Origin of the sequence: Psychrobacillus sp. FSL H8-0483 (assembly GCF_038637725.1) — a bacterium.
Classification (GTDB): domain Bacteria; phylum Bacillota; class Bacilli; order Bacillales_A; family Planococcaceae; genus Psychrobacillus.
The window spans coordinates 1,822,923-1,844,548 of the sequence record NZ_CP152052.1 but is presented as its reverse complement, the minus strand read 5'-3'; the positions used below and the strand labels follow the sequence as shown (position 1 = coordinate 1,844,548).

The window sequence follows — 21,626 nt, the reverse complement described above, 5'->3', positions numbered from 1 at the left end:
GCTTCGTTAGTTTAAGTGTAATACTTCACAAACTTTCAACTATAAAGTAATAAAGCCTTTCATATAAAAACACAATATTTATTTATTATATGAAATTGTGGTTATACAAACGGTGACACTATATCTGAATATGGAAAAGGCTGTCCAATAGTGAAAATATTGGACAGCCTCTTTCTATTCTTGTTTGGACCTATTATCAATTTTGGTGATTTGGGGAAATGGGTAAAACTGTCGAATACTTAATTTCCCTTAGTACTAAGCTAGTTTGAATACGTGTGATGCCAAGTTTATTTAATTTTCTTATAAAGCTCTCCAATTCCCTGCGGTTTTTATTTGCCACCTTTAGAAGATAATCATATTCTCCCGTTAAGCAATGACACTCCAAAACCTCTGGCATAGACTTTAATGCTTCCTCCAAGAATTTCAGCTTCTCAGATTGGTGAATGTTCGTACTAATAAAAATAATAGATAATAAATCAAATCCAAGCTTCTCTTGATTTAATATCGCCACATGCTGATTAATATATCCTTCATTTTCTAATCTTTTGATCCGTGCGTGAGTTGCGGGTGGAGATAAATTAACCCGTTTAGCAATTTCAGAATTGCTTATCTGTGCTCCTTTTTGGAGAATATCTAAGATTTTAATATCAAGATCATCAAGTATTTTACTAACGATTGATTCCACTGATTCTCACTCCCCTTCTATTCTTCAAAAATTCAAAAGAAATAAACATGAAAACGAAATAAAATTTTGTAAGCACCTAAGAATTATTATCATTATTTCGAATTTACCTCATTATACAGAAAGAAATACTGATAATGAAAGGAAAATGTTAAAATTATTTATAGCTCATTAAAACTCATCGTGCATACGGCTTAAAGGGCAGTACCTGGATCGGTGAAATTTGAAGAAGGAGATAAAGGATATGTCATTTAAGTATTATGTCTTATTACTTTTAACATGTTTATTTTGGGCAGGGAATTTTGTTGTTAGTAAATCTCTTGTTGAACATTCTTCACCGATGACCTTAACGACTTTAAGGTGGATCATTGCAGTCCTTTGCCTGTTCCCTCTTGTTTGGTGGAAAGAAAAAAAAATTCTGCCGCCACGAAATGCAATACTTCCTTTGTTTTTAATGGGATTAACAGGTGTTGTTCTATTTAACATCTTGCAATTTTTAGCATTAGAGCAAACAACTGCGACAAATGTCAGCTTAATCTCTACGTTAAATATGATTTCAATCGCTGTTTTTTCTATTTTATTTTTAAAAGAAAAAATTAATTTCCTGCAAATTATTTCAATGATATTTTCACTTTTAGGTGTGATACTTGTACTTTCAAATGGGAAAGTAGTCTATTTGCTTTCATTGGATTTTAATACAGGAGATTTATGGATGATTGCTGCTGTATGTGTATGGGGAATATATACGATTTGCAGCAAGTGGGCAATGACAAAGACTTCACCTTTGATGTCTATTTTATACTCAGCTATTTTTGGACTAATGGTACTACTGCCTCTGAGCTTTCCTGATTTTACTGTTTCAAATATTAATCTTTCTTTTATAGGTGCAATGTTATATACAGGCGTTATCTCAACAGTAGTATGTATGGTCCTTTGGAATATTTGTATTCAAAAATTAGGCTCCACTACTTCAGGTGTTTTTTTAAGTTTTAATCCGATTTTTACAGCAATTTTAGCTTTTTTATTTTTAGGAGAACAAATGACCTGGATACAAGGAATAGGAAGTGCAATTGTAATAACAGGTTGTTTTTTATTCTCGTACCTCAAAAGAAAGGTTCATGCAAAACAAAATGTATTCGCTAAACAAAGCTTTCAAGCTTGATCAACTTCTAATAGGACCCCTATTAGAATAACAAAATCCAATCTTGCCAAAAAGGGTTTCGGAATGTGGCCATTCCGAAACCCTTTGTCGACACTCTGCACCTAACAATCATCTTTCCTGTCATTAATAGTAATATGTATTAATTAATAAAAGAAAGGACATTTGTCCATTCTATCTATTAAACGAAATAAATCATTAATCCCACTTAAGATTAATGTTCTCTATACCTGCTAGTTGAACTAAACTGCCCCGTTAGCCTTCCATGAAGCCCTGCTTCACCACAGAATATGGAAGAAAATTACGTTCTTCCATGGTAGCTCAATAAGAAGAAATATATCTTCATACTTAGAAAGTCCTCTTTTTATAAACCAAATTTGTATATAATAATAATGAAAAACATGAAATTACGATTGGTTATAATAAAGTTTATGAGCACGAACACAATCTATTTCTCTATTTACAGCTGTCTCAAGGAAATATTCCAACTGCCATGTCTGAGTTTTTTTAGCCTGACGGCTTGTAGGCTTGTCCCAAGGTGGATAAACACGTATTGCGCGTTTACCACCTTTACCTTCATTGGATAATATCCCCTGATCAGAAAGTACAGTTTTAGGAAATATAAACTGACCAAATATATCATCATTACGTGTACTAATAACGTAGAAATCGACTGGTTCTGAAATGTCATATGGTTGGATTGAGCCATCCCCAATTCTTTCCCATAAAGTCACAAATTGTCCAACCTTTTTAGGGGTGATTTTAGCTACACGAAATCTAATGGATAAAGAATTCAAATTAAATACATATGCCCCATATTCAGCATTTTGTGATTCTAAAACTGGTAGTGAGCAATCAAATCCGCACGGATTATAGACAATATCTTTAATGGTAAGTAGGTCACAATGGATTGTGTCTGTGGATGACCAATAATTTTGATTGCTAGAGTATACTTCTGTAAGGTTGATATTTTTTTCATCCATCTTTTCAAACCTCCCTTAATTCTCGCATGAAAACAATGAGATAGTTATAGAACTAACGCACTCGTTAGTGAAAGAAGAACTATACTTGGATTGGTCTATATTCCTTTGAAAGAGTAAGTATTTTTCCTTCGATTTCCTGTTCGTAATCCCCACTCAATGAAATAGTCTCTTTTGCAAAAGGAGCTAACTGTTCGTGATAGCCAATCATAACTGTATGCAATGCGTTTTCAAACATTGATATATCATTCGCATCGTTCCCAAAAGCGATATATGTATTTTCTTTTACCCCAAGAGTCTTTAATGCACTCCATTTATTTATCCCACTTGGGCTGATATCAAGTACATTCTCGTTACTATGTTTATTTACATAAACATTAAGTTTTGAAAGTTTTTCTGCTAATTCATCCATATTATTTGAGGTTAGAAACAGAACTTTAACTACTGAATCAAGAGATTCTAAACTAACCATTTTCGCTAATTTTGCAGGGTCTAAATTTTGAAGTATAGGGTGCGCTTCTGAGCCAGTATAAGCATAGTCCCAATCACCATCTATTAGATAAGTAGCATTATATTGATTAATAAAATTCTTTATTTCATTAATTTCATTTGTTGAAAACGAATTGGATTTGATTACTTTTCCTTCTTTTGATATTAAAGAGCCATTTCCCCCAATCATTGTATAATGATGAAACGCTTCGTCTATGACAGGTAGCATATCTCGTATGGGTCTGGCAGATGCGAAAATGACTTCAATACCCACTTCCGTCAACTCTGACAATGAATGAAGTATCCTGTTAGATATTGGTTGCCCTTTAAAACAAACTGTTCCATCTAAATCAAAAACAAATCTCAAAAGTTTCACTCACTTTCATACTAAGTGTATAAATTATTATTTAATTATACTGTAAAAAGAAAAAGTAATTATCTTCTTATTCTACTAACCCGCTCGTTAGATTAAGTACATTTCTTCATTGCATTTCGCCATCCATTCCATTTGTTCTTTTACTTTGTGCTCTGCATTTACTTGTTCAAAGCCATCATCATGAGTAACCCAATTCATGACTGGATCCACAAAATGAACTAATTCTATATCAAAAGGTTCTAATGCGGTTTCTATTTATGCTATATTGGAATGATGGGCGTGTAAGCAATCTAATTTCATGTACATCCTCCATAGTTTGTATAAATATTTTAAATGCTATTTCGAACTACTTTACTTGGTTAATGGATGTCTCTTGAATTCTCCAATTTTAAGAATCAATCCATTGTCACAAACCAACACCTTTACTTCCTATTCAAATATCTGATATTTTTCTTTGAAAGTTGGACTTAATTCGCTCCATATGTCAAATTTATTGCCATCTAAATCGTAGAATACAAAGTTCCTTCCAGCATGTCCTCTATTTTCTATTTCTCCAATTCTAATATCTTTATCTATAAACTCTTTATGTATAGCTTCTAAAGCATGTATTCCATTAACTTCAAATGTGATAGAAAAACGCTCTACACCGTGAATATCATAAAAATTGGCACTTTGATTATCATTAGCTTTAACAAGAAAAACACTTTGGTTTGCAAGATCAAGAATTGCTTTGTCTTCGTCTTTATAGCTCAATTCTGCTCCCAATTTGTTCACATACCAGTTAGAAGATAGTTCTACATTGACTACTGGAATATAAGTAGTTCCAACCCTCCATAATTTTTCACTCATTCTATTCTCTCCTTTTAATAAAATTAATAATTATTGATTCTCTATTTATTTCTCTCCTTCTAAAATCCCGTCACAATGTAACTTACGCCACTAGTTGATTAGAAAGCTCTTTATATTAACATTAGGAATTCCTGCTTCTATATAACTTCTTATTAATTTCCAATCATTTGTGCCATATCTTTTGAACGTTTGAAAGAATAAATTTGCTGTTTCTAAACTCTTTCCTTGAATGAGGATAGTGGCTGATAAAATAACCATAGTTTCATCTTCTCTCAAAGGAAGAATCGAAATTACCTCTATATTCCATTGAGCATTGTTTCCTTTAACAAAATTAAAACCCTGTTCCCATCCATTTACTGATTCTTCATAAGCAAAGTCAACGATATCTCCACTTGTTATCTCTCTTGATTCATAGTTTTGAGATATCAAGTCTTTTAATTCCGCTAAAGATGAGCTTCTCCAAACATCTAAATACGTATCAAGAAACGTTCGAAATGAGTTGTCCATTTAAGAACCTCCTAAGATATATTTTTAGTTATATAACAAGAAATAGACCTTATTTAAGTAACACGTTCGTTAGTTCACAGACAACATCCATGTGTTATTTAAACAAATTTGGAATATGAGGACCAAATTATTGACCGATTTTCTCTACTTCAGTCATTACACGTCTTAATTCATCTTCGGACATAAACCAACTCCCCATAGTCCATCTGCTCGTTTTTGTAATAAGAATTCCCCACTTTCATTAACAACAGCAACCGCTACTCCGACTAATATCAGAGGTTGATTTCCAACAAATTTGGGTAAATCCTCTATATACCTCATAATTACCTCCTAAAAATTATTTTTTTAACCTAAACTTAAATTATTCAGTTCGACATTTAGATAGAATTTCCTCCTTAGCTTTCGGATCAGTTGATGACAGATTTTAGTGTGACAGCATCTACTATTAGATTACTAACAAGTATTCAGTTTTTGGCTTATGCCAGTTTGCAAATTCCATTAGAAATCTTTCTTGTCTGACCGTTTTGGCCCTAATATTTTTCAAATTGCTTCGATTTACACTAATTTACAACAAATTAATTAATCTTGTTTAGAGCATGAATAGATTAATGAATACAATGATTAGATAATCTGCAGATTATAAATCTTGCATTACGAGGAGGTGTATTTTAAATGCCTTTAACAACTGGACCAATTGAAAACACAGGAAATCAACCTGCTAATGCAACTAACGTTCGAGTTAAAATCCTCAATCGTACTGGAGGTGTACTTTCAGGAGTAGCCAGAGTTTTTAGACTTAATGGTACCAGACAATTAATTTCATCGGCAAACTTTATCGTAGGTGCTAATGCTTCTGCTTTTGTAACCCTTAGTTTACAAATAGGAGCTGCTCAATATGAAGTTGAAATTGTTCCGAATCAAACCGGTGGGTTATATTCTTCATATGGAAGAACAGCATCAGGTGTTGTCATTACTGCTCAACGGGTTTTGCACTCAGAATTAGTACAGATACTTTAGTCTCTTATATGAGTTATTAGAAGTTAAAATAGGTATTAAAGGGCTGTTCCTTTGCCAATCAATTTATCGACATTTGGGACAGCCCGCTTCTTATTTTTGTGAGTACCCATATACTCTCACCGTGTATGACGGTAAAAACCGGGAATTGATCTGCATCAATATCAGTAAAAATAGCGTCTACTTTTTCTTTTTTTCCCGTATTACAATGGATAAAATGTAAATAAAAAAGATGATATCTGTTAAGACATCATCCCTTAGAATAAAAGCCTGCATAAACTAACTCTAAAACCATAATTTTATCCCAGATTCATTGCGCTTTCATCCATATAAGCGACTTCCCATAAATGACCGTCCAAGTCTTGAAATCCCCATACATACATAAATCCATGATCTTGAGGGTCACTCGAAGATTTACCACCTGATGACAGTGCCTTATTTACCAACTCATCCACTTGAACCCGACTTTCAGCTGATAAACAGAAAATCGCTTCTGCCGAAGTAATATCAACAATTTCCTTCTTACTAAACTCTTTGAAACGTTCTTCAATCATTAACAAAGCAAAGATATTGTCACTGATAATCATACTAGCTGTGTCCTCAGTAGTGAATTGTGGGTTGAACTCAAAACCTAGCTCCTTGAAAAAGTTAGTGGACTTGTTCACGTTTTTCACTGGTAAATTGATAAAGATATTTTTGGATTGAAATGCCATTTTTTTATCACCTCAAGTTGACATTATCACAGGCAAGAAAGCCAAGTCAAAATTATAGTTTTTAAATGGAAAATTAGGTTCTTTCATTGTAGTTGAATAAGGTGAAGGAATTATCTAAAGATAAATTTTCTAATTCGTTTAAACATAATGTTAATCTATTTCTAATCATGTCCTTATCACCCATTTGTTGCAGTGTCTTAGGGTCCAATACACTTTCTTCTAATGTTTCAAAGTGTTCATGAGCCTCTAATAATATCCACAAGATGTATTCGTCCAGTAAACATTTATTCAAATTCACATTATCACTTATGTACCCGCATATAAATCCGTCTGCAATTCTATTTAAAATATTAGAATTTTGATTATAAGCATGATTTCGGTATCTTGCTGCATTAGAATAGGCTGGGAGAAGGAATTTGTAACAAAAAACAAAATACCCAGCATATTTCAAATCAAAATCTAAGCTTGGGAATGGGTCAATTAAAGAAACATTATCTACATTAAATATAATATTTTCTGGTGTTACATCTTGATTGACTAATGATATCTTTTGCTGGTTTTCCCGCCTGTTTTCAATTAATTTTAAAATCTTTTCTACAACTTTTTCACGATTAAATGTTAAATCAGTACTAGTCAAACTATGTAAGATACTTAAATAAAAGTCGTTATCATTTTGCCAAATATAGTGAGCTTCTTGTTGCACCTTTCCTTCAAGAAGTTTACCGTTCCATATAATCTTACCAAATCCCTGTATATCGGGATTTTTCCTGTGCATAACCTGAAAGAATTCTCCTAACTTTTCTCCAATTGTAAACGCTTCATAATGGCTTAGGCATTGTAGTTTTTTTCCTTCACCCATAAAACTTTCTACGGTAAATGCTAATGATTCCTCTTGAAAATAGTCAAAGACAGGAGGACAAATGTTAAAAGAACACTGATTAGCCTGATGGTAATAAACTTTTGAAGATTCATATTCAGTAATCAAGTCAATTTCTTTATATGCTTGTAATTGCCCATAAGCATTCTTTTTCCTAATTCTTAGTACAAGGTCCTCTTCAAAATTCCTTTCTATTCTATAGACATTATGCCAAGCACCTTCACCAATTTTCCAAATATGTTCCATCTTTAAATTTTTTATTTTTAACTTCTCAAAGGCATTCTTAAGATCCTCATCTTTCATTTCTGATTATCCTTTCTTAAAACGATTTGTACTTAAACTAACCTGCCCCTGTAGTTCAACAAGATAACAGAGACGTATAAAACAGCTCAATGTTATTCAAATACAGCTCCAGTTAGTCGAAAAATAACACTATAATTGAAACTCTTTTTTTATTATTTGAGCGACTGCTTCAGCACTTAAATAAGTGTTATCTATTCTTATATAATTTTCTTTTTCAATTTCACCAATTTTAGAATTCAACCTACTACTTTCTAAAGTACTCAGTAAATGTTGTTCAGATTGTTCAATGTTTCTTTTAGTTGGTTTATTTTCAAGTCTATGTGGTGTCTTGTTTCGTTTTAACCTTTCTTCAACGTTGGCTTCTAATTCAACGAAATAAATATCAGCCCCTTGAGAAGATACAGTTTGACATATATTTTCTATATCGTCCCAATCCTCTTTTTTATTAAAATACCAGACCTTAGTAAAAATCATCCCATAATGATCACTTTTAGAAAATGAATTAAATATTTCCTGCCGAAATAGGTGTGTTAATCGCCACATTTCTGGACTAAATCCGAAGAGTGGCTCTAGTAAATCAATAGTCATGTGGTTATGAAATAACTTTAAGCCTGTTACCTTTGCTAATTCTTGTCCGACAGTCATTTTTCCAACTGCTTGTGGACCAAATATAAAAACAAACTTTTTCATAGTACCTTCCTCCAAACAATAATGAAAAAATCCTCAAAAAATAAACATATTTACAAGATAGTAGTGAACCAACTTCCTTCGTTAATTGAAGAACCATTAGCTACCAAATTCCATATAACTAATAAACAACAATATACAAATTAGTAATCCAAGAAATAAAAACAGACATTAATCTCCATTTCATCTCATCCCATACTATTTCGATAAACTTTCAAAAATCGTTATGGACCACTACTTTTCATGTAATAAATTTTCACCATTACCGATTTTGAAGGAACTTTTAAATTCATTTACACTTTTTATTATTAAATTTGGTTGTTCGCTAAATCTAGTTGTTTGGTATTCTGGTAACCAATCTACACCAATAGTAAAGACGTTAGCACGTATTCCCGCAATTACATCAGCATCACTATCTCCAAAATAAATTGCATCAGAATTATTTACTTCTAAAAAAGATAAGGCTTTTAACAGTCCCTCTGGGTCAGGCTTTGGATTTATTACATCATCACCAGTTATAATAACGTCAAACAATCCATCCTTTTTTAATGCTTTTAGCGAGATATCTAAGCTTCTTTTTCCCTTTCCAGTAAAAATCCCTGTTCTAATATCTGCCTCTTTCAAGGACTTCAATAACTTAAGAATCTCAGGATTGATTTCCACTAAACTTTTATGTTGTTCAGAATATTTTTCGTAGTAAAATTTGATTGCCTCCTCCTTATTAGGATTCGTAAGGTTTTTCCTAATAATACCTGTTTCAGAAGGACCAAACATTCCCTCTATTTCTTTTGAGGTAAGATCCTTTTTATCAAATTCTTTAAACACATTTTGAAAAGCATAAAAACAGATGGGTAAAGTATCAGCCAATGTCCCATCAAAATCAAATATTACTGCTCTCATAATTAGCCCCCTTAAGACGGTAAAAATATCCATCATTTCCCTGTATCCATTTCCATTAATAGTCTAAAATTATTATCTTTAATTATTTCTACACTTTCCTATTAAATCCTTCTACTTCAAACCTACACCTTTTGCTTAAGTAGGTTTTTAATTTATTTCTTCTGTTTCCTCCTGTAAAGAAAACGCCATAAATAAAAGGTAATCAATTCTATTACAATCTAAGAATAGCCTCCAGCATAATAAATAGGACTTTCTATTTTTTAGAAAGTCCTTAGTAAGTCAAATTGTATTACTATATGTTTATTTCTCCCAAACTTCAATCCATCTTCCTTCTGGATCAGAAATCCAAATAAATGTTCCATACTCGCTTTTTTCAGGTCCTTTTAGCAGTGGAACTCCAATTTTGCTTAAATGCTCCATCCAAGCTTCGATGTTTTCCACTTGAAAATTCAACATCACAGATTGTTCCTTTGGAAAATAATCACTATCGTTATGAAACAAAGAAAAGATAGTCTCGTTGTCAGCATCTGGTTTAATAACAGTGCCATTCCATTCTCCCATCGAAATTCCAAGTGTTTCTTCATACCAATTCCCTAATGAAACCACATCTTTTGATCTCAAAAAAATCCCACCGAAACCTTTAATTTTCATAGTACTGACCTCCAATTAAATATATTTCAAAAATTTTTATTGCAAACAATCCTGCTTCTTTATTTCAAGAAGAAAAGTATAAATACCTTTTAAAAGGATACATTTTATCAACTTATTATACTAATCTTATCACGCTAGTAAAATAAATTAAGTTCTATTTCAAACTTCCTTACTGTTTAGTTACTTTATTAAATTGGAAATGGCTTAGCTAAACACAAATAAACTAATTTCCTTTTAGGGGAGTATGTTTGGATGTATTCTTAAACTTGTTCATCAAGTTCAATAAAATATGATGCTTTCGATATGACACTGCATCCATTGTTGCTATTAGATTTTGCTCATGTAAGATGTCGATTCTATAAAAACCTGTGCGATAGTTTCGTTTTAATTCTGTTGTACGAGCGACTATTTTGTCTCCAGGTTAGCTGTTTGAATAAAATGGATAGTAGTTGAGAGTCCTAAAGATGTTTTACCGTATGCATTACATAATACACTATTCTTCTTGTATGAACTTCACTTCATTATGTCCGCAATTAATACAGATCATTAAATGAGGACAAATCTGATTTTTAGCTGTATTGGGATAGCCATCACCCATTTTTACAGTTTCTTCATCATTATAATGACCGTAAGGATCTAAAAAATCGGATGCCTTACCTGAGTCTTTTAGTCGATCATTACATTTTGGGCAATTTAGTTCTAATACTTTTAATGAGTTACATAAAGCACATATAGCCATAAGTATCACTCCTTTTTACTTTCAAATTTAGTATTCATGTTTTTATCGATACTATGTAACATACAAATTTTTAACTTTACTAAAAAGATAAGTAAAAAAAGTACTAACTCAATTACGAGAAGACGCAACTATTTTTTTCTTCATTCGTTCACTTTTTGTTTATGATCATTTTCAAATCCTATGTAGTAAGTATAGGTTTTATATTCGATAACCCCTGATCAACTGATGTCTCTATATAACCAACTATTTGATTAAACGTAAATACATTAAGTTTTTCATTTATTACTTTCTTATCGTACTCCATATCACCTAATACATAAGGAATGAATTCTTCAACATCTTTGGACTTAACCTCTTGCAAATCAAAGATTGTAGGAAGATAACGGAGCATTTTTCTTAATTCATCTGTAAAGCCATAGTGTTCTAATAATTTCCCATTCAGTAATTGGAAATCATTATGATATAAATTAAATATTTCTTTATTAGCTTCCATTCTGTTTTTCAACCAAGGAAGATAAAAACCTTTCAGCCATATATCATCAGCGATTAAATGTGTAAAATACCCCAATATATAATGACTTTCTGCTTGCAAACTATATTTATGTAAAAATCCTTTGTAATCAATGCTTCTTGAATAATCTTGTACTTCACCTTTAAAGAAATGTGATGAGTCTTTCGGTGAAACAGCATCTGGTGCAATGCCTCCAAGTAAAAACGGTGTTCTATCTTCTATCGACAGACACTCTGCAATTCTATTAGCTATTATCAAGTGCATTATTCTTGAACCCATAATTCCCCTCACCCTTCTATAATTTCTTTAACTATTCTGCAACTTTAGTTGAACAAGCAAAAAGAGCTGCAATGCCTGTTCTTCCCCGAAAGTCTCCGTTAGCTTAAAAACATGTTTGGCTCGTACCATGCAGGTTTTAATATTTCAAAGTTTTTGTGATCTTCTAATATTACGTATAAGCGTTCTATCATTTCATCTAATTGCTCGGGCGAAAATCTTAAACACCAAACAACAGATGAAAAAATAACCATTCCAACATATACGGAATAAAGCTGCCAAAAATCTTTTGGAACATTATGATCAAAATATCCTTGAACTTGTCCGATTGAAAATGGAACACCTAACCCTCTTTGAGACCAAGCTACTTTTACAAAATCGTGAAGTGGGTCTCCCCAATCACAGTTATTAAAGTCAATAACCCCAACATACCGCTTATTCTTCACAATGATATTTTCTAGATGAAAATCATCATGCTGAAAATGATTAGGACGATTTTTTAAACTGTGCTTATTACTCTCAATAAAATCAATTATTTTTTCATCATTTTTAATTTTTATTCCACAAGTCTTATATGCCTCCAGGTACCTGTAATGCTTTTTCATTGCTCGAGTATACCAAGTGTCCATTGTAGGAGGGGCTTTATATAAATGCATCCTAGTTAGTTGCTCCCCTGCCTCCATTCCAATTTTATATTGTTCTTGTTCCGTAAGAGTAGGTATGGCCTCTTTTGCATCTATCCCATCAAGATAAGAGTAAATCGTATAGCAAACACCCAAATCATCTATAACACCTATATTAATCGGCTTGGAAGATTGAACATTATACTGCTGCAATTCATTTAATATGTTAAATTCTGACTTCTTCTTTTCAAATCCTTCTATTTTGCCTACACGCAACAAGTATTTTTTATCATCTACATGAACCACAAATTTCTTATCAGGTGAGTAGCCTTTCGTCAGTCTTTCTATTTTAGAAGCATTCTGAAGCAGTTTTATCTTTTTTTGAAGAGTTGGTATGTGATCGATCATCATAAACCTCCAGTATTTTCTCTATATTTACTTTTCTATAACACGAACAAAAATTCCTTTAAAGAAGCTCTTCTATTTCAAGTGCTTGTGTAATCTTTAAGGAACTTTTTTGGACAAAACTAGTAAGAAAGCAGTTAGAAGCAATGAGAGAATTGGAATTTGGTGAACTTAACATCTTTATAATGGAAGTTAATAAGACATAAAAAAAACTTGGTTTTATCAACCAAGTTTTTTTTGGTACCTATTTACATAAATTCTTTCCGCAAAAAAACTGACAATTAAACCGATAATTAAAGGAACGAACGAACCAGTACTGATAGTGAATCCATTTGCATTACCTGTAAATTCGTGTTGAAACATTAACCAAGGAATTGTAAACAGATGTCCAATTAATAAAAGCAGACCAGTAGTTAAGACAAGTGATGAGAAAGCGATAATAAAACTTTTTAATTTCATTTGAGCACCTCCTACTAACAGTTTATACCATAAATCCCAGCATGTTAAACTATTCCAAAAATTAAATTTTCATGCGAGTATTTAACCTTTAAAAATCATAATTTGCTTCTTTTTCTCCTCGAATTTTAGTATATGTTTCTGTCAGAACAATTGTATCTTCCACTAAACGGTCAATTCGGAAGAGGACATCATCATTCACAATTTCTTTTCGATGGAAATCCTTTTCCTCGATAAATACGTATGTTTGAACGATCTGTGCTTTCATATAAGCTAAAATCGGCTTTAACTGTGTCTCAACAATTAAATAGTGTTTAGGTGAACCAGCTGTTACAAGCAAACTCACGACTTTATCGCGAAAAGCATTGACCGGTAGTAAATCAAAGATATTCTTTAACGTCGCTGGAATAGACGCTTGGAAAATAGGTGTCCCAATGATAATAGCATCCGCTTCCATAATTGTTTTTGTTACAAATCCTGTATCCCCTTCATATTCCAAATAACTGCGTCCATCACTAAATGAAACGTCATAATCAGCTAAGTCTATTAATGTCACTTCTGCGTCTCGATAATTTTCAGTGACTTCTTTTACCATATAATCCATGGCAGTACGTGTTTTGGACCCTACTATGGATCCTGATATTCCAACAATTTTCATGTTAGAACCCCCCTATTTTTTGGCTGTATATTTTTTAATCGCCGGTAGGATTTCAGTACCGATCAGTTCAATATTTTTTACTAATTTTTCATATGGTACTCCACCAAAATCCATTTGTGCAATATAACGTTGGTGACCAAATAATTCATGCTGGTAAAGAATCTTTTCAATTATTTGTTGTGGACTACCGACATTCATGACATCACGTGTATCTGCCCCCTGTGCAAAGTGTTGCTTCGGATAGCCACGTCCATTAATTAGCTGCATCCCTTGGTTAACATGAGGATATGCCTCGCTCTGCGCCAGTTGTGTTGTTTCGGCAGCATAGAAAAAGCCTGCTGTAGCAATTGGAAGAGACGCTGGATCAAAACCGCTACTTTGTGCAGCGTCACGATAAGCATCAATAGAATACTTAAAGCTCGAAGCTGGTCCACCCAATGTAGCTAGCATCATCGGAACTCCAGCATAACCTGCCTTAATCGCACTGGCAGGTGGTCCACCTACTGCACGCCATATCGGCATGGAGCCCTTTTGCGGACGCGGAATAACTCTCGCATTGTTTAATGGAGCGCGGAATTGCCCACTCCAATTGATTACTTCCTCTTCATTTATTTTCAGTAATAGTTCAAATTTCTCTTCAAACAACTCTTCATAATCGCGAAGATTATAGCCTAATAGATCAAAGAGCCCTACCCGTGATGCACGACCGGCAATGATTTCCGCGCGTCCCTTGGAAATCAAATCAATCGTCGCAAAATCCTCATATACACGTACAGGATCTGAAGTACTAACGATCGATGAAGAGCTTGAGAGTTTCATTTTACTGGTTGCTTGAGCAATTGCTGCTAACACAACAGAATGTGCCTGCGTTGTAAAATACTCTTGATGACTTTCCCCAACACTAAAAAAGTCTATGCCTGCTTGCTCCGCTAGCTTCGCTAAATCGATGATTTCATGAATGCGCTGCTCTGCAGAAATACGTTCTCCTGTAAGTGGATTTGGAATATGGTCCCCTAATGTATAAAGTCCAAATTCTAGACCTTTGCTTTGATCGATACGATATTTTTCCATTTTTATCAACCCTTCTATCAATTAGTGTGTGTTCACTATTTCATTATTGCTCTACTATTGGTGCTTTGTAGAAACCTTATACTCTGAAACGAATCGGAGGTGCATTAGGATAGTAGATTCTTCGAAAAGTCCATACCTTTACGTGCAATTAAACGATATTCTTCCATGCTCCTACTTTTCAAGTTGCTGGGTATAGTGTTAGTATAAATCGTATAGAACATTAATATAAGAACGCACTTTAAAGTGGTATAGTATACAAAATGATACCAAGGGGGAAGTAAGATGGAAGTACAACCGGAATTATGCCGTGTAGAAGATGCTCTAGGTATATTAGTAGGGAAATGGAAACCAATTATATTATTAACTATTTTGAATGAAGGTACACAAAGATTCAGTGAGCTCAAACGAAGAGTACCAGGAATCACACAAAAAATGTTAACCAACCAGCTCCGCGAATTAGAACAGGAGGATATTATCACTCGTAAAGTATATCCACAGGTACCACCTAAGGTAGAGTATTCGATTACGGAATACGGAAAGAGTTTAGAACCCATTTTAGAGGCAATGCATGAATGGGGAACGGCACATACACTTCATAAAATGAATAAAGCCCAGAACAATCCGTCTGACAAAGAACAAATGCAATCTTAATAAAACAAATAGTGTTTACTAATCAACTCTAGAAACTGCTCCTATGGAAATTGCTTACAACTACATCAAAAACGTAGCTTGCGGCATATACAATATGAAATAACTTGACGTAGTAATCTTTGAAAGCCAAATTGCAGAGCCACACAAAGCAGGAGTAATCATCACTTTTGGTATAGAAATATTTAAAACTGCTGCTACAATTTAGCTATTGTAACTGGAAAATATGGAAACAAATGCTGTCGAAACCTGGATTTCCCTCGTTTCGATGGCTTCTTTAGTTAAGCTAGCTTTAATAATTCTTCCCTTTCCGGCAATCTGATTACTGTTGGTTTGGAATAAAGATTGATTAAAACACAGCTACAAATGCTGATTCTAATAGAAAATCATAGCCCCTATGACTACGATAAAAAATAAAATTATTTTAAGCATATAATCCTCCTCCTGCTCCGTAACTTTAATAACCTCAAAACCAACTTCAGTTCCATTATTACTTAATTTCACCATTTATAATTATAAACAGTCCATTGCTGCTTATTGAACAATACTGCTCCGTCAGCTCAATAAGGAAATAGGCTTTACTTCCTTCTTAAGTTGCATAGTATCAAATATTGCCATTCCAATCATTGCCCAAAAGAAGTGAGATAAGAGAATAAAAAAAAAGCAGTTCCACCACTATAAAAGTGTTGGTACTGCCATACAGAGTGACAAGCATTTTGTTAATTAGAACGTACTTGCTACTTTAACAGCCTTTTCAAGCCCAGCAGCAATAATTTCTTCTGCTTTATCAGGGAATTGGCTGTGACCTTCAATCACTACTTTCTCCATATCTTTTACACCGAAGAAGTTCATCATACTTGCTACATATTTAACAGCCATTTCTACTTCAGCTTTTGGTCCTTCAGAATATACACCGCCACTTGCGTTTAATAATGCTATTTTTTTATTTCCAATAAGACCTACTGGACCTTCTGGCGTATATTTAAATGTTTTGCCCGCACGGTTTAAGTAATCAATATATGTGTGTAGTACAGCTGGGATTGTTAAATTCCATAAAGGGAAACCAAATACAACTTTATCAGCTGCAAGGAATGGATCTAAATATTTATCAGCAACAGCTACTGCTTTTGCTTCTTCTGCTGTTAAATCAAGTCCTCTACTTGCCTTAAATGTACCGTTAATCATATCTACTCCTACATATGGCAATTCTTCCTTGTATAAATCAAGCTCTATCACTGTATTATTTGGATGTGATTCTTTGTAGCTTGCTAAAAAAGCCTCATATAATTTCACACTAACGGCTTGGTTTGCTGGGCGATTGTTTGCTTTTACAAATAAAATTGTTGTCATTCTCTGTTCCTCCTGTTGCTCACTCTTACGTTGTTATATCTTTATTCACTAAAAAGGGCGTTATATTATCTTTACAATGTCTTTTTAAAACTATACTCCATTTCTCCACCTAGTGCTTCAGCTGTATCACCAGTTTCTCTGAAATCATGTGTATGAATTTCTTCAAACGGACCAAAATTTACTTGCTTATAAAATTCATAACAAGGGAATCCATCATGTGCACCTTGAATATCGACAGTACCATCTTTTTTGACATGTACAGTTAATAGATAGTCAACAGGGGGTGCATATACATTTAGTGGGTTGCTAGCACAAGCACTCATTTGAAATTTGACGCCATCTCCCCCCCATACAACATCCATGCACAAAATACCTTCTGTACTAGCTTTTCCTGTTCTTATATTAACGGAACCATCAGGAGTTGTGATTCTTTCTGATGTTATTCCAGTATTCGCATATGTGAAAATTTCTTTTTTATAAAAATCTACAACTACTTCTTGTTCAATTCTGGAACGCATAGCGTTTACAGCATAAGGTGTAAATTCACGTGAGTCACCTTCGAATTGGATTACGTTTCCTGTTTGAATATCCTTCTTTGGTTCAGTCCAAGACATTGGAATAAATACACTTGCTCTAATTTTAACGATATTAGTCATGAGACACACCTCTATGATTTTTAATTTTATTTTGGATAATAATATTGAAGCATTGAGCAAAACAGATCACAATTTCTTTCGTATAAATTATTGCTTTTCCTTTAATATTTGCTGCTTGTAAACTTCTACTTAGTATTTATATCTAGATTGTTGTTTTAAAACTGTATTCCATTTCCCCAGCTAGCGCTGCTGGAGTGTCACCAGTTTTTCTGAAATCATGTGTATATATTAATTCAAATGGACCAAAATCTGTTTGTTTATAAAATTCATAGCAGGGGAATCCATCATGTGCACCTTCAATTTGTGCAACACCACTCTTGTTAACATGTATAGTTAATAAATAATCAGCAGCAGGTGCTGCTGCATTTAAAGGATTGCTTGCACTTGCCCTCATTTCAAAAGAAACTTCATCAGTGCCCCACACAACATTAGTACATACAATATTTTCTGTACTTGTTTTTCCTTTTTTATAATCAATAGAACCATCTGGATTTGTAACTTTTACAGTTACGATACAAGCATTTGTATATGTGAAAATTTCTTTTTTATAAAAATCAATGATCACTTCTTGCTCTTATCTTGACCGTGTAGTGTTTACAGCGTTTGGTGTAAATTCACGTGCATCACCAGTGTATTCGAATATCTTTTCTGTTGCAGGATCTATAATAGGTTCCAACCAAGCATACGGTGCAAATACACTTCCTCTAATTTTAACGATGTTAGCCATGAGAACCCTCCATAATGTATTAATTTTGTTTCGGTTAATCCTATTTCTTTTATAATTGAACTATGGTCAACTTGATTGACTACATGGTGTATAGTACAATGGGTTTCAAATAAAGTCAACTTAATTGACTTTATTTAAGGAGGTTTTATGTATGAATCATGAAGTATTTAGTGAATTGGATCTTACATCACTTTTATCATTATCCTTGAGTACATCAATTAATGAACTACATGACAGACTGAGTGAATTGGGATTTGGAGATATTAGACCTGTACATGGTTTTATGTTTAAATGCATCACTCCCAACGGAGCAACAGGTATAGAACTAGCCGAATATTTAGGAATTACAAAGCAAGCTGTGAGTAAAATGGTGGATTATCTTGAGAAAAGTGGTTATGTATTGCGCAAAACTCATCCCACTGATAAGAGAGGAAAAATTATTGTTTTGACCGAACGAGGTTGGTTAGTAGTGAAAGCAAAAGAGAAGATACTAACTGAGATTGAGCAACGTTGGATTGAAAACATAGGTACCGAACGACTGCAAATGCTCAAAGAAGATTTAACAAAACTAGTTTATGAAGCAAATGATGATAAATTACCAACGAGATTAAGACCTGTCTGGTAATCATAGAGATTATAAATGGGACTATTTGTACATTAATCAACATAAAAAATACATAGTCCCCCTAAACAGTAAAAGTAAGCATTTTTCTATCAAAATGGAAACAAAATCTTCAATTTTATGAGATTTTAAAAGTATATTTCTTCACAATTTCTCATTATTATCTGAGGTTTGATAGTGTTACATTTGTAATTTCTTAAACTACATAATGAACTGCGTAAACCAAGCAATATATTTTGCACCCGGAATGAATAACACTTGTGCTAAAAGTGTTCCTAATAATCTTGATGTCACCATCATAATAGATGTATTTTTTAAAGTGACATAGTTCCCCTTTTGGTTGATTACATCATCCGCTAGGATTGAAATTTTTGGGTCAATAAAGACAATAAGTAAGATTGTAGCTACACCATTAATTAAACCAGATGCCATAACAGAAGTTGTTGCTCGTTCAGGTGCAATCAACGCTGCATATAGTGCAGATAAAACTCCTATTGTATAAATTGCTGTAATCAACATATTAATGCAAAATAATTTAACCGGTATATCTCGCCAGTTCATATTTTTTAAATAAGCATATCTAGGTAGATGAATATGTTTTTTTGCACGTCTTAAATAAGGTAATGATAACCCTTTTTTCAATAACGCTGGAATTGACCCTCGTTCCTCCGCTAAATGAATGATCGCCCTTGAAAAAATAGCAATAAATGTCGGTAACAAAAGTAAACCGAGTATTGTTCCTAATGTAGCAGAACCAATTAGAATACGATATTGACTCTCGACAAATTCTAATGCATTTTCTTTTGGTGCATTATCAATCAAACTTCCTGTAAAAGGTTGTTGCATCATATTCGCTAACCTTGAAACCATTACCATCACATTAAAAAGAGAAAGTGCGGATGCTAATAGTTTCACTCTTGCCCCTGATAAACGTACTGAATATGCTAATGTTTCAATTGAATGAATGATTAAAATAAATAATCCAATCATTACTAATTGTGTTGTGAAAAATTCCAAAGACATTACCTACTCCAATTTTATTTGTTTTAAAAGGTCTAAACTGCCTTTAGTTCAATTCCGCTCCATATTAGAGCAGTAAATAATCAATAGGCCGCTATAAAAACTATAACCTTTGAACAGTTGAAAAATGTACACAATAAAAAACAGACAATTTTATTTATCGTCTGTTTTATTATCTGCTTTTTGTTTGCGTTATCTTGCCTTCAAGCTGAGAATTATTATCTGGAATATAAGCAATTGAGTTTACTTCATTATCATCTGACTTGATCTTCATAATAGGCTTCATTAGCAGCTTTGTGATTATTGCTCTTGAGATAAGCTAAAATCAGATCAGGCCGTTTAAGTAAAACCCAGTCCCCATAATGGTCAAATCGTCTGCACGAAGTAATCATTCCATTCTTAATCGTTCCATATTTTTTACCATTTTTCTTACCCCATTGTTTTAATCGCTTTGCAAAATCAGCATCTTCTGCCATTAGCATATTCTCGTTAAAACCTTTAATTGCCTGAAAATCTTTTTTATAGCACCAAAAAACTCCTACAGAGATAAAACCATACTTGAACAGTAAGGGAACAATTAGTAGCATGGTAGAAACCACTATACCTAAGGACATTCTTTCGAAATTTCCGTTCACGCCTCCCCCAATGTATTGATTGGATGCTAAATGCTTTTCAACCTCAGATAACAAGTGTTCTGTCATTCGAGTATCAGCATCAATTGTAATCAGGATTTCGCCTTTTGCTAGTGCAGCCCCTGCATTTCTAATTTTGGATAAATTTTTATCGTAATTTTCCAATGTCACGCAATTGTATGACTTTGCAATTTCCTCTGTTCTATCCGTACAACGATTTAGCACAACGATCACTTCGACTTGATTTTTATATGGTTGTGCGGCCTTTGCAATTGATTCTAGGCATTCCCCTATGTACTTTTCTTCATTGTGAGCAGGTATTATAACGGAAAATTTTACATCTTCATCAGGAACATCTTGTATAAATCGTTTGCTTTCGGACATATAAAATCCCTCTTTCCTGTAATAATTGGTCTTTATAAATTTAGTATATCATTTACATATTACTCCGAATTTTCTTTTTTATGTCTATTTTGTAACGATATATTCAAAGTGCATCTAACTTCATCACGCCTAAGCTTTATACGAGCTAATGCTAATTCCGCTTCTTTGATTGTTTTAATGCCACGTTTCATTGTGCGCTTCTGTATAACCAGTTAGAGGATCAATACCTAAATACACTGGAAACTCGTATCTTTTCTCGCCATTTTTTAGCGTATAGCTTTTAACAAGCGATACTTTTTTCTTTGCCATGATAATTCCTCCTGAATCAGTTGCGGGGGCAAATGATTCAAGAGAGGATTTACCTAGTATCTCCAAGCTCATTGTATTCTCTGTCTGTTTTTTTACTAAAGCACTCTTTAGTTAAAGTACAATATTTCACAATCTTGCTTCCTTGAATAAATTACTATTACTAAATGTTTGATATATAAAAAAGGGAACACCTGCTAACCAGGAAGTTCCCTTGTTATTTCGTGAGATAAAAGTACACCAAAACAACGTTTGAGAAAAATAGGCTACGGTTAGGGTTTGAAGCTTTTTTCAACTGATAACCGTTACATTACCTACAAGAGTTGAATCGAATGAATATTGTTGGCTACCAACC

25 protein-coding genes and 3 pseudogenes are annotated in these 21,626 nt (G+C 33.4%); 5 read left to right on the top strand and 23 right to left on the bottom strand.

Translation table 11 applies throughout. From position 1 onward, the window contains the following. Positions 1–196: 196 nt before the first annotated feature. Positions 197–685, bottom strand: a complete 489-nt coding sequence (locus tag MHB48_RS08715; protein ID WP_342601067.1) for an Lrp/AsnC family transcriptional regulator — start codon at positions 683–685, stop codon at positions 197–199. 241 nt (positions 686–926) lie between these two features. Between MHB48_RS08715 and MHB48_RS08710 the strand changes: the two genes are divergently transcribed. After that, complete coding sequence (locus tag MHB48_RS08710; protein ID WP_342601066.1) at positions 927–1,844, top strand: DMT family transporter; 918 nt, start codon at positions 927–929, stop codon at positions 1,842–1,844. Between the two features lie 404 nt (positions 1,845–2,248). Here MHB48_RS08710 and MHB48_RS08705 read toward each other — a convergent pair whose 3' ends face one another. The 5 genes and pseudogenes from MHB48_RS08705 to MHB48_RS08685 form a co-directional block, all read right to left on the bottom strand. Further along, positions 2,249–2,824: a MepB family protein gene (locus tag MHB48_RS08705; protein WP_342601065.1), complete on the bottom strand. Its 576-nt coding sequence runs from the start codon at positions 2,822–2,824 to the stop codon at positions 2,249–2,251. Between the two features lie 79 nt (positions 2,825–2,903). Further along, entirely contained in the window at positions 2,904–3,677 is a 774-nt protein-coding gene (locus MHB48_RS08700; protein ID WP_342601064.1) for an HAD-IIB family hydrolase, read from the bottom strand. A 438-nt stretch (positions 3,678–4,115) separates the two neighbouring features. After that, complete coding sequence (locus MHB48_RS08695) at positions 4,116–4,535, bottom strand: VOC family protein (RefSeq protein ID WP_342601063.1); 420 nt, start codon at positions 4,533–4,535, stop codon at positions 4,116–4,118. A 90-nt stretch (positions 4,536–4,625) separates the two neighbouring features. Beyond that, positions 4,626–5,042: a flavoprotein gene (locus tag MHB48_RS08690; protein ID WP_342601062.1), complete on the bottom strand. Its 417-nt coding sequence runs from the start codon at positions 5,040–5,042 to the stop codon at positions 4,626–4,628. Between the two features lie 189 nt (positions 5,043–5,231). After that, positions 5,232–5,363 (bottom strand): annotated as a pseudogene (locus tag MHB48_RS08685) (DNA mismatch repair protein MutT); the annotation flags it as partial. Between the two features lie 78 nt (positions 5,364–5,441). Here MHB48_RS08685 and MHB48_RS08680 point away from each other — a divergent pair. Together MHB48_RS08680 and MHB48_RS08675 are read left to right on the top strand one after the other, a co-directional pair. After that, positions 5,442–5,592: pseudogene (locus MHB48_RS08680) on the top strand (MFS transporter); the annotation flags it as partial. A gap of 122 nt (positions 5,593–5,714) precedes the next feature. After that, entirely contained in the window at positions 5,715–6,059 is a 345-nt protein-coding gene (locus MHB48_RS08675; protein ID WP_342601061.1) for an ATPase, read from the top strand. A 296-nt stretch (positions 6,060–6,355) separates the two neighbouring features. On the opposite strand, the gene MHB48_RS08670 is transcribed toward MHB48_RS08675, so the two are convergent. From MHB48_RS08670 to MHB48_RS08620, 11 genes are all read right to left on the bottom strand, one after another. Next, complete coding sequence (locus MHB48_RS08670; protein WP_342601060.1) at positions 6,356–6,769, bottom strand: VOC family protein; 414 nt, start codon at positions 6,767–6,769, stop codon at positions 6,356–6,358. A gap of 73 nt (positions 6,770–6,842) precedes the next feature. Then, the gene (locus tag MHB48_RS08665) at positions 6,843–7,949 is read right to left on the bottom strand and encodes a hypothetical protein (protein WP_342601059.1); all 1,107 of its coding nucleotides are present in this window, start codon (positions 7,947–7,949) and stop codon (positions 6,843–6,845) included. Between the two features lie 129 nt (positions 7,950–8,078). After that, positions 8,079–8,639: an AAA family ATPase gene (locus MHB48_RS08660; RefSeq protein WP_342601058.1), complete on the bottom strand. Its 561-nt coding sequence runs from the start codon at positions 8,637–8,639 to the stop codon at positions 8,079–8,081. A gap of 231 nt (positions 8,640–8,870) precedes the next feature. Then, positions 8,871–9,539 carry an HAD family hydrolase gene (locus MHB48_RS08655; RefSeq protein ID WP_342601342.1) on the bottom strand — a complete coding sequence of 223 codons (669 nt, stop codon included), beginning with the start codon at positions 9,537–9,539 and terminating at the stop codon, positions 8,871–8,873. Between the two features lie 297 nt (positions 9,540–9,836). Beyond that, positions 9,837–10,187 carry a VOC family protein gene (locus MHB48_RS08650; RefSeq protein ID WP_342601057.1) on the bottom strand — a complete coding sequence of 117 codons (351 nt, stop codon included), beginning with the start codon at positions 10,185–10,187 and terminating at the stop codon, positions 9,837–9,839. Between the two features lie 493 nt (positions 10,188–10,680). After that, positions 10,681–10,926, bottom strand: coding sequence for a hypothetical protein (locus MHB48_RS08645; protein ID WP_342601056.1), 246 nt, complete (start codon positions 10,924–10,926; stop codon positions 10,681–10,683). Between the two features lie 178 nt (positions 10,927–11,104). Further along, positions 11,105–11,716 (bottom strand): hydrolase, encoded by a 612-nt coding sequence (locus MHB48_RS08640; protein WP_342601055.1) that lies wholly within the window; start codon positions 11,714–11,716, stop codon positions 11,105–11,107. A gap of 98 nt (positions 11,717–11,814) precedes the next feature. Beyond that, a complete protein-coding gene (locus MHB48_RS08635; RefSeq protein WP_342601054.1) occupies positions 11,815–12,744 on the bottom strand; it encodes an aminoglycoside phosphotransferase family protein in 930 nt (309 codons plus the stop codon). A gap of 219 nt (positions 12,745–12,963) precedes the next feature. Beyond that, positions 12,964–13,200: a hypothetical protein gene (locus MHB48_RS08630; RefSeq protein ID WP_342601053.1), complete on the bottom strand. Its 237-nt coding sequence runs from the start codon at positions 13,198–13,200 to the stop codon at positions 12,964–12,966. 88 nt (positions 13,201–13,288) lie between these two features. Beyond that, positions 13,289–13,855 carry an NADPH-dependent FMN reductase gene (locus tag MHB48_RS08625; RefSeq protein ID WP_342601052.1) on the bottom strand — a complete coding sequence of 189 codons (567 nt, stop codon included), beginning with the start codon at positions 13,853–13,855 and terminating at the stop codon, positions 13,289–13,291. 12 nt (positions 13,856–13,867) lie between these two features. Then, on the bottom strand, positions 13,868–14,926 hold the full coding sequence (locus MHB48_RS08620; RefSeq protein ID WP_342601051.1) for an LLM class flavin-dependent oxidoreductase: 1,059 nt from the start codon (positions 14,924–14,926) through the stop codon (positions 13,868–13,870). A gap of 282 nt (positions 14,927–15,208) precedes the next feature. Between MHB48_RS08620 and MHB48_RS08615 the strand changes: the two genes are divergently transcribed. After that, positions 15,209–15,577, top strand: coding sequence for a helix-turn-helix domain-containing protein (locus tag MHB48_RS08615; RefSeq protein ID WP_342601050.1), 369 nt, complete (start codon positions 15,209–15,211; stop codon positions 15,575–15,577). A 720-nt stretch (positions 15,578–16,297) separates the two neighbouring features. On the opposite strand, the gene MHB48_RS08610 is transcribed toward MHB48_RS08615, so the two are convergent. The 3 genes and pseudogenes from MHB48_RS08610 to MHB48_RS08600 form a co-directional block, all read right to left on the bottom strand. Further along, positions 16,298–16,924: an FMN-dependent NADH-azoreductase gene (locus MHB48_RS08610; RefSeq protein ID WP_340920263.1), complete on the bottom strand. Its 627-nt coding sequence runs from the start codon at positions 16,922–16,924 to the stop codon at positions 16,298–16,300. A 71-nt stretch (positions 16,925–16,995) separates the two neighbouring features. Further along, the gene (locus tag MHB48_RS08605; protein ID WP_342601049.1) at positions 16,996–17,580 is read right to left on the bottom strand and encodes a DUF3238 domain-containing protein; all 585 of its coding nucleotides are present in this window, start codon (positions 17,578–17,580) and stop codon (positions 16,996–16,998) included. Positions 17,581–17,722: 142 nt separating this feature from the next. Continuing rightward, positions 17,723–18,307, bottom strand: a pseudogene (locus MHB48_RS08600) (DUF3238 domain-containing protein). A 151-nt stretch (positions 18,308–18,458) separates the two neighbouring features. Here MHB48_RS08600 and MHB48_RS08595 point away from each other — a divergent pair. Continuing rightward, positions 18,459–18,932 carry a MarR family transcriptional regulator gene (locus MHB48_RS08595; RefSeq protein ID WP_340920257.1) on the top strand — a complete coding sequence of 158 codons (474 nt, stop codon included), beginning with the start codon at positions 18,459–18,461 and terminating at the stop codon, positions 18,930–18,932. Between the two features lie 198 nt (positions 18,933–19,130). Here MHB48_RS08595 and MHB48_RS08590 read toward each other — a convergent pair whose 3' ends face one another. From MHB48_RS08590 to MHB48_RS08580, 3 genes are all read right to left on the bottom strand, one after another. Continuing rightward, entirely contained in the window at positions 19,131–19,919 is a 789-nt protein-coding gene (locus MHB48_RS08590) for a lipid II flippase Amj family protein (protein WP_342601341.1), read from the bottom strand. A gap of 284 nt (positions 19,920–20,203) precedes the next feature. Then, positions 20,204–20,965, bottom strand: coding sequence for a glycosyltransferase (locus tag MHB48_RS08585; protein WP_342601048.1), 762 nt, complete (start codon positions 20,963–20,965; stop codon positions 20,204–20,206). Positions 20,966–21,139: 174 nt separating this feature from the next. Continuing rightward, entirely contained in the window at positions 21,140–21,274 is a 135-nt protein-coding gene (locus tag MHB48_RS08580; RefSeq protein WP_342601047.1) for a hypothetical protein, read from the bottom strand. Positions 21,275–21,626 lie beyond the last annotated feature (352 nt).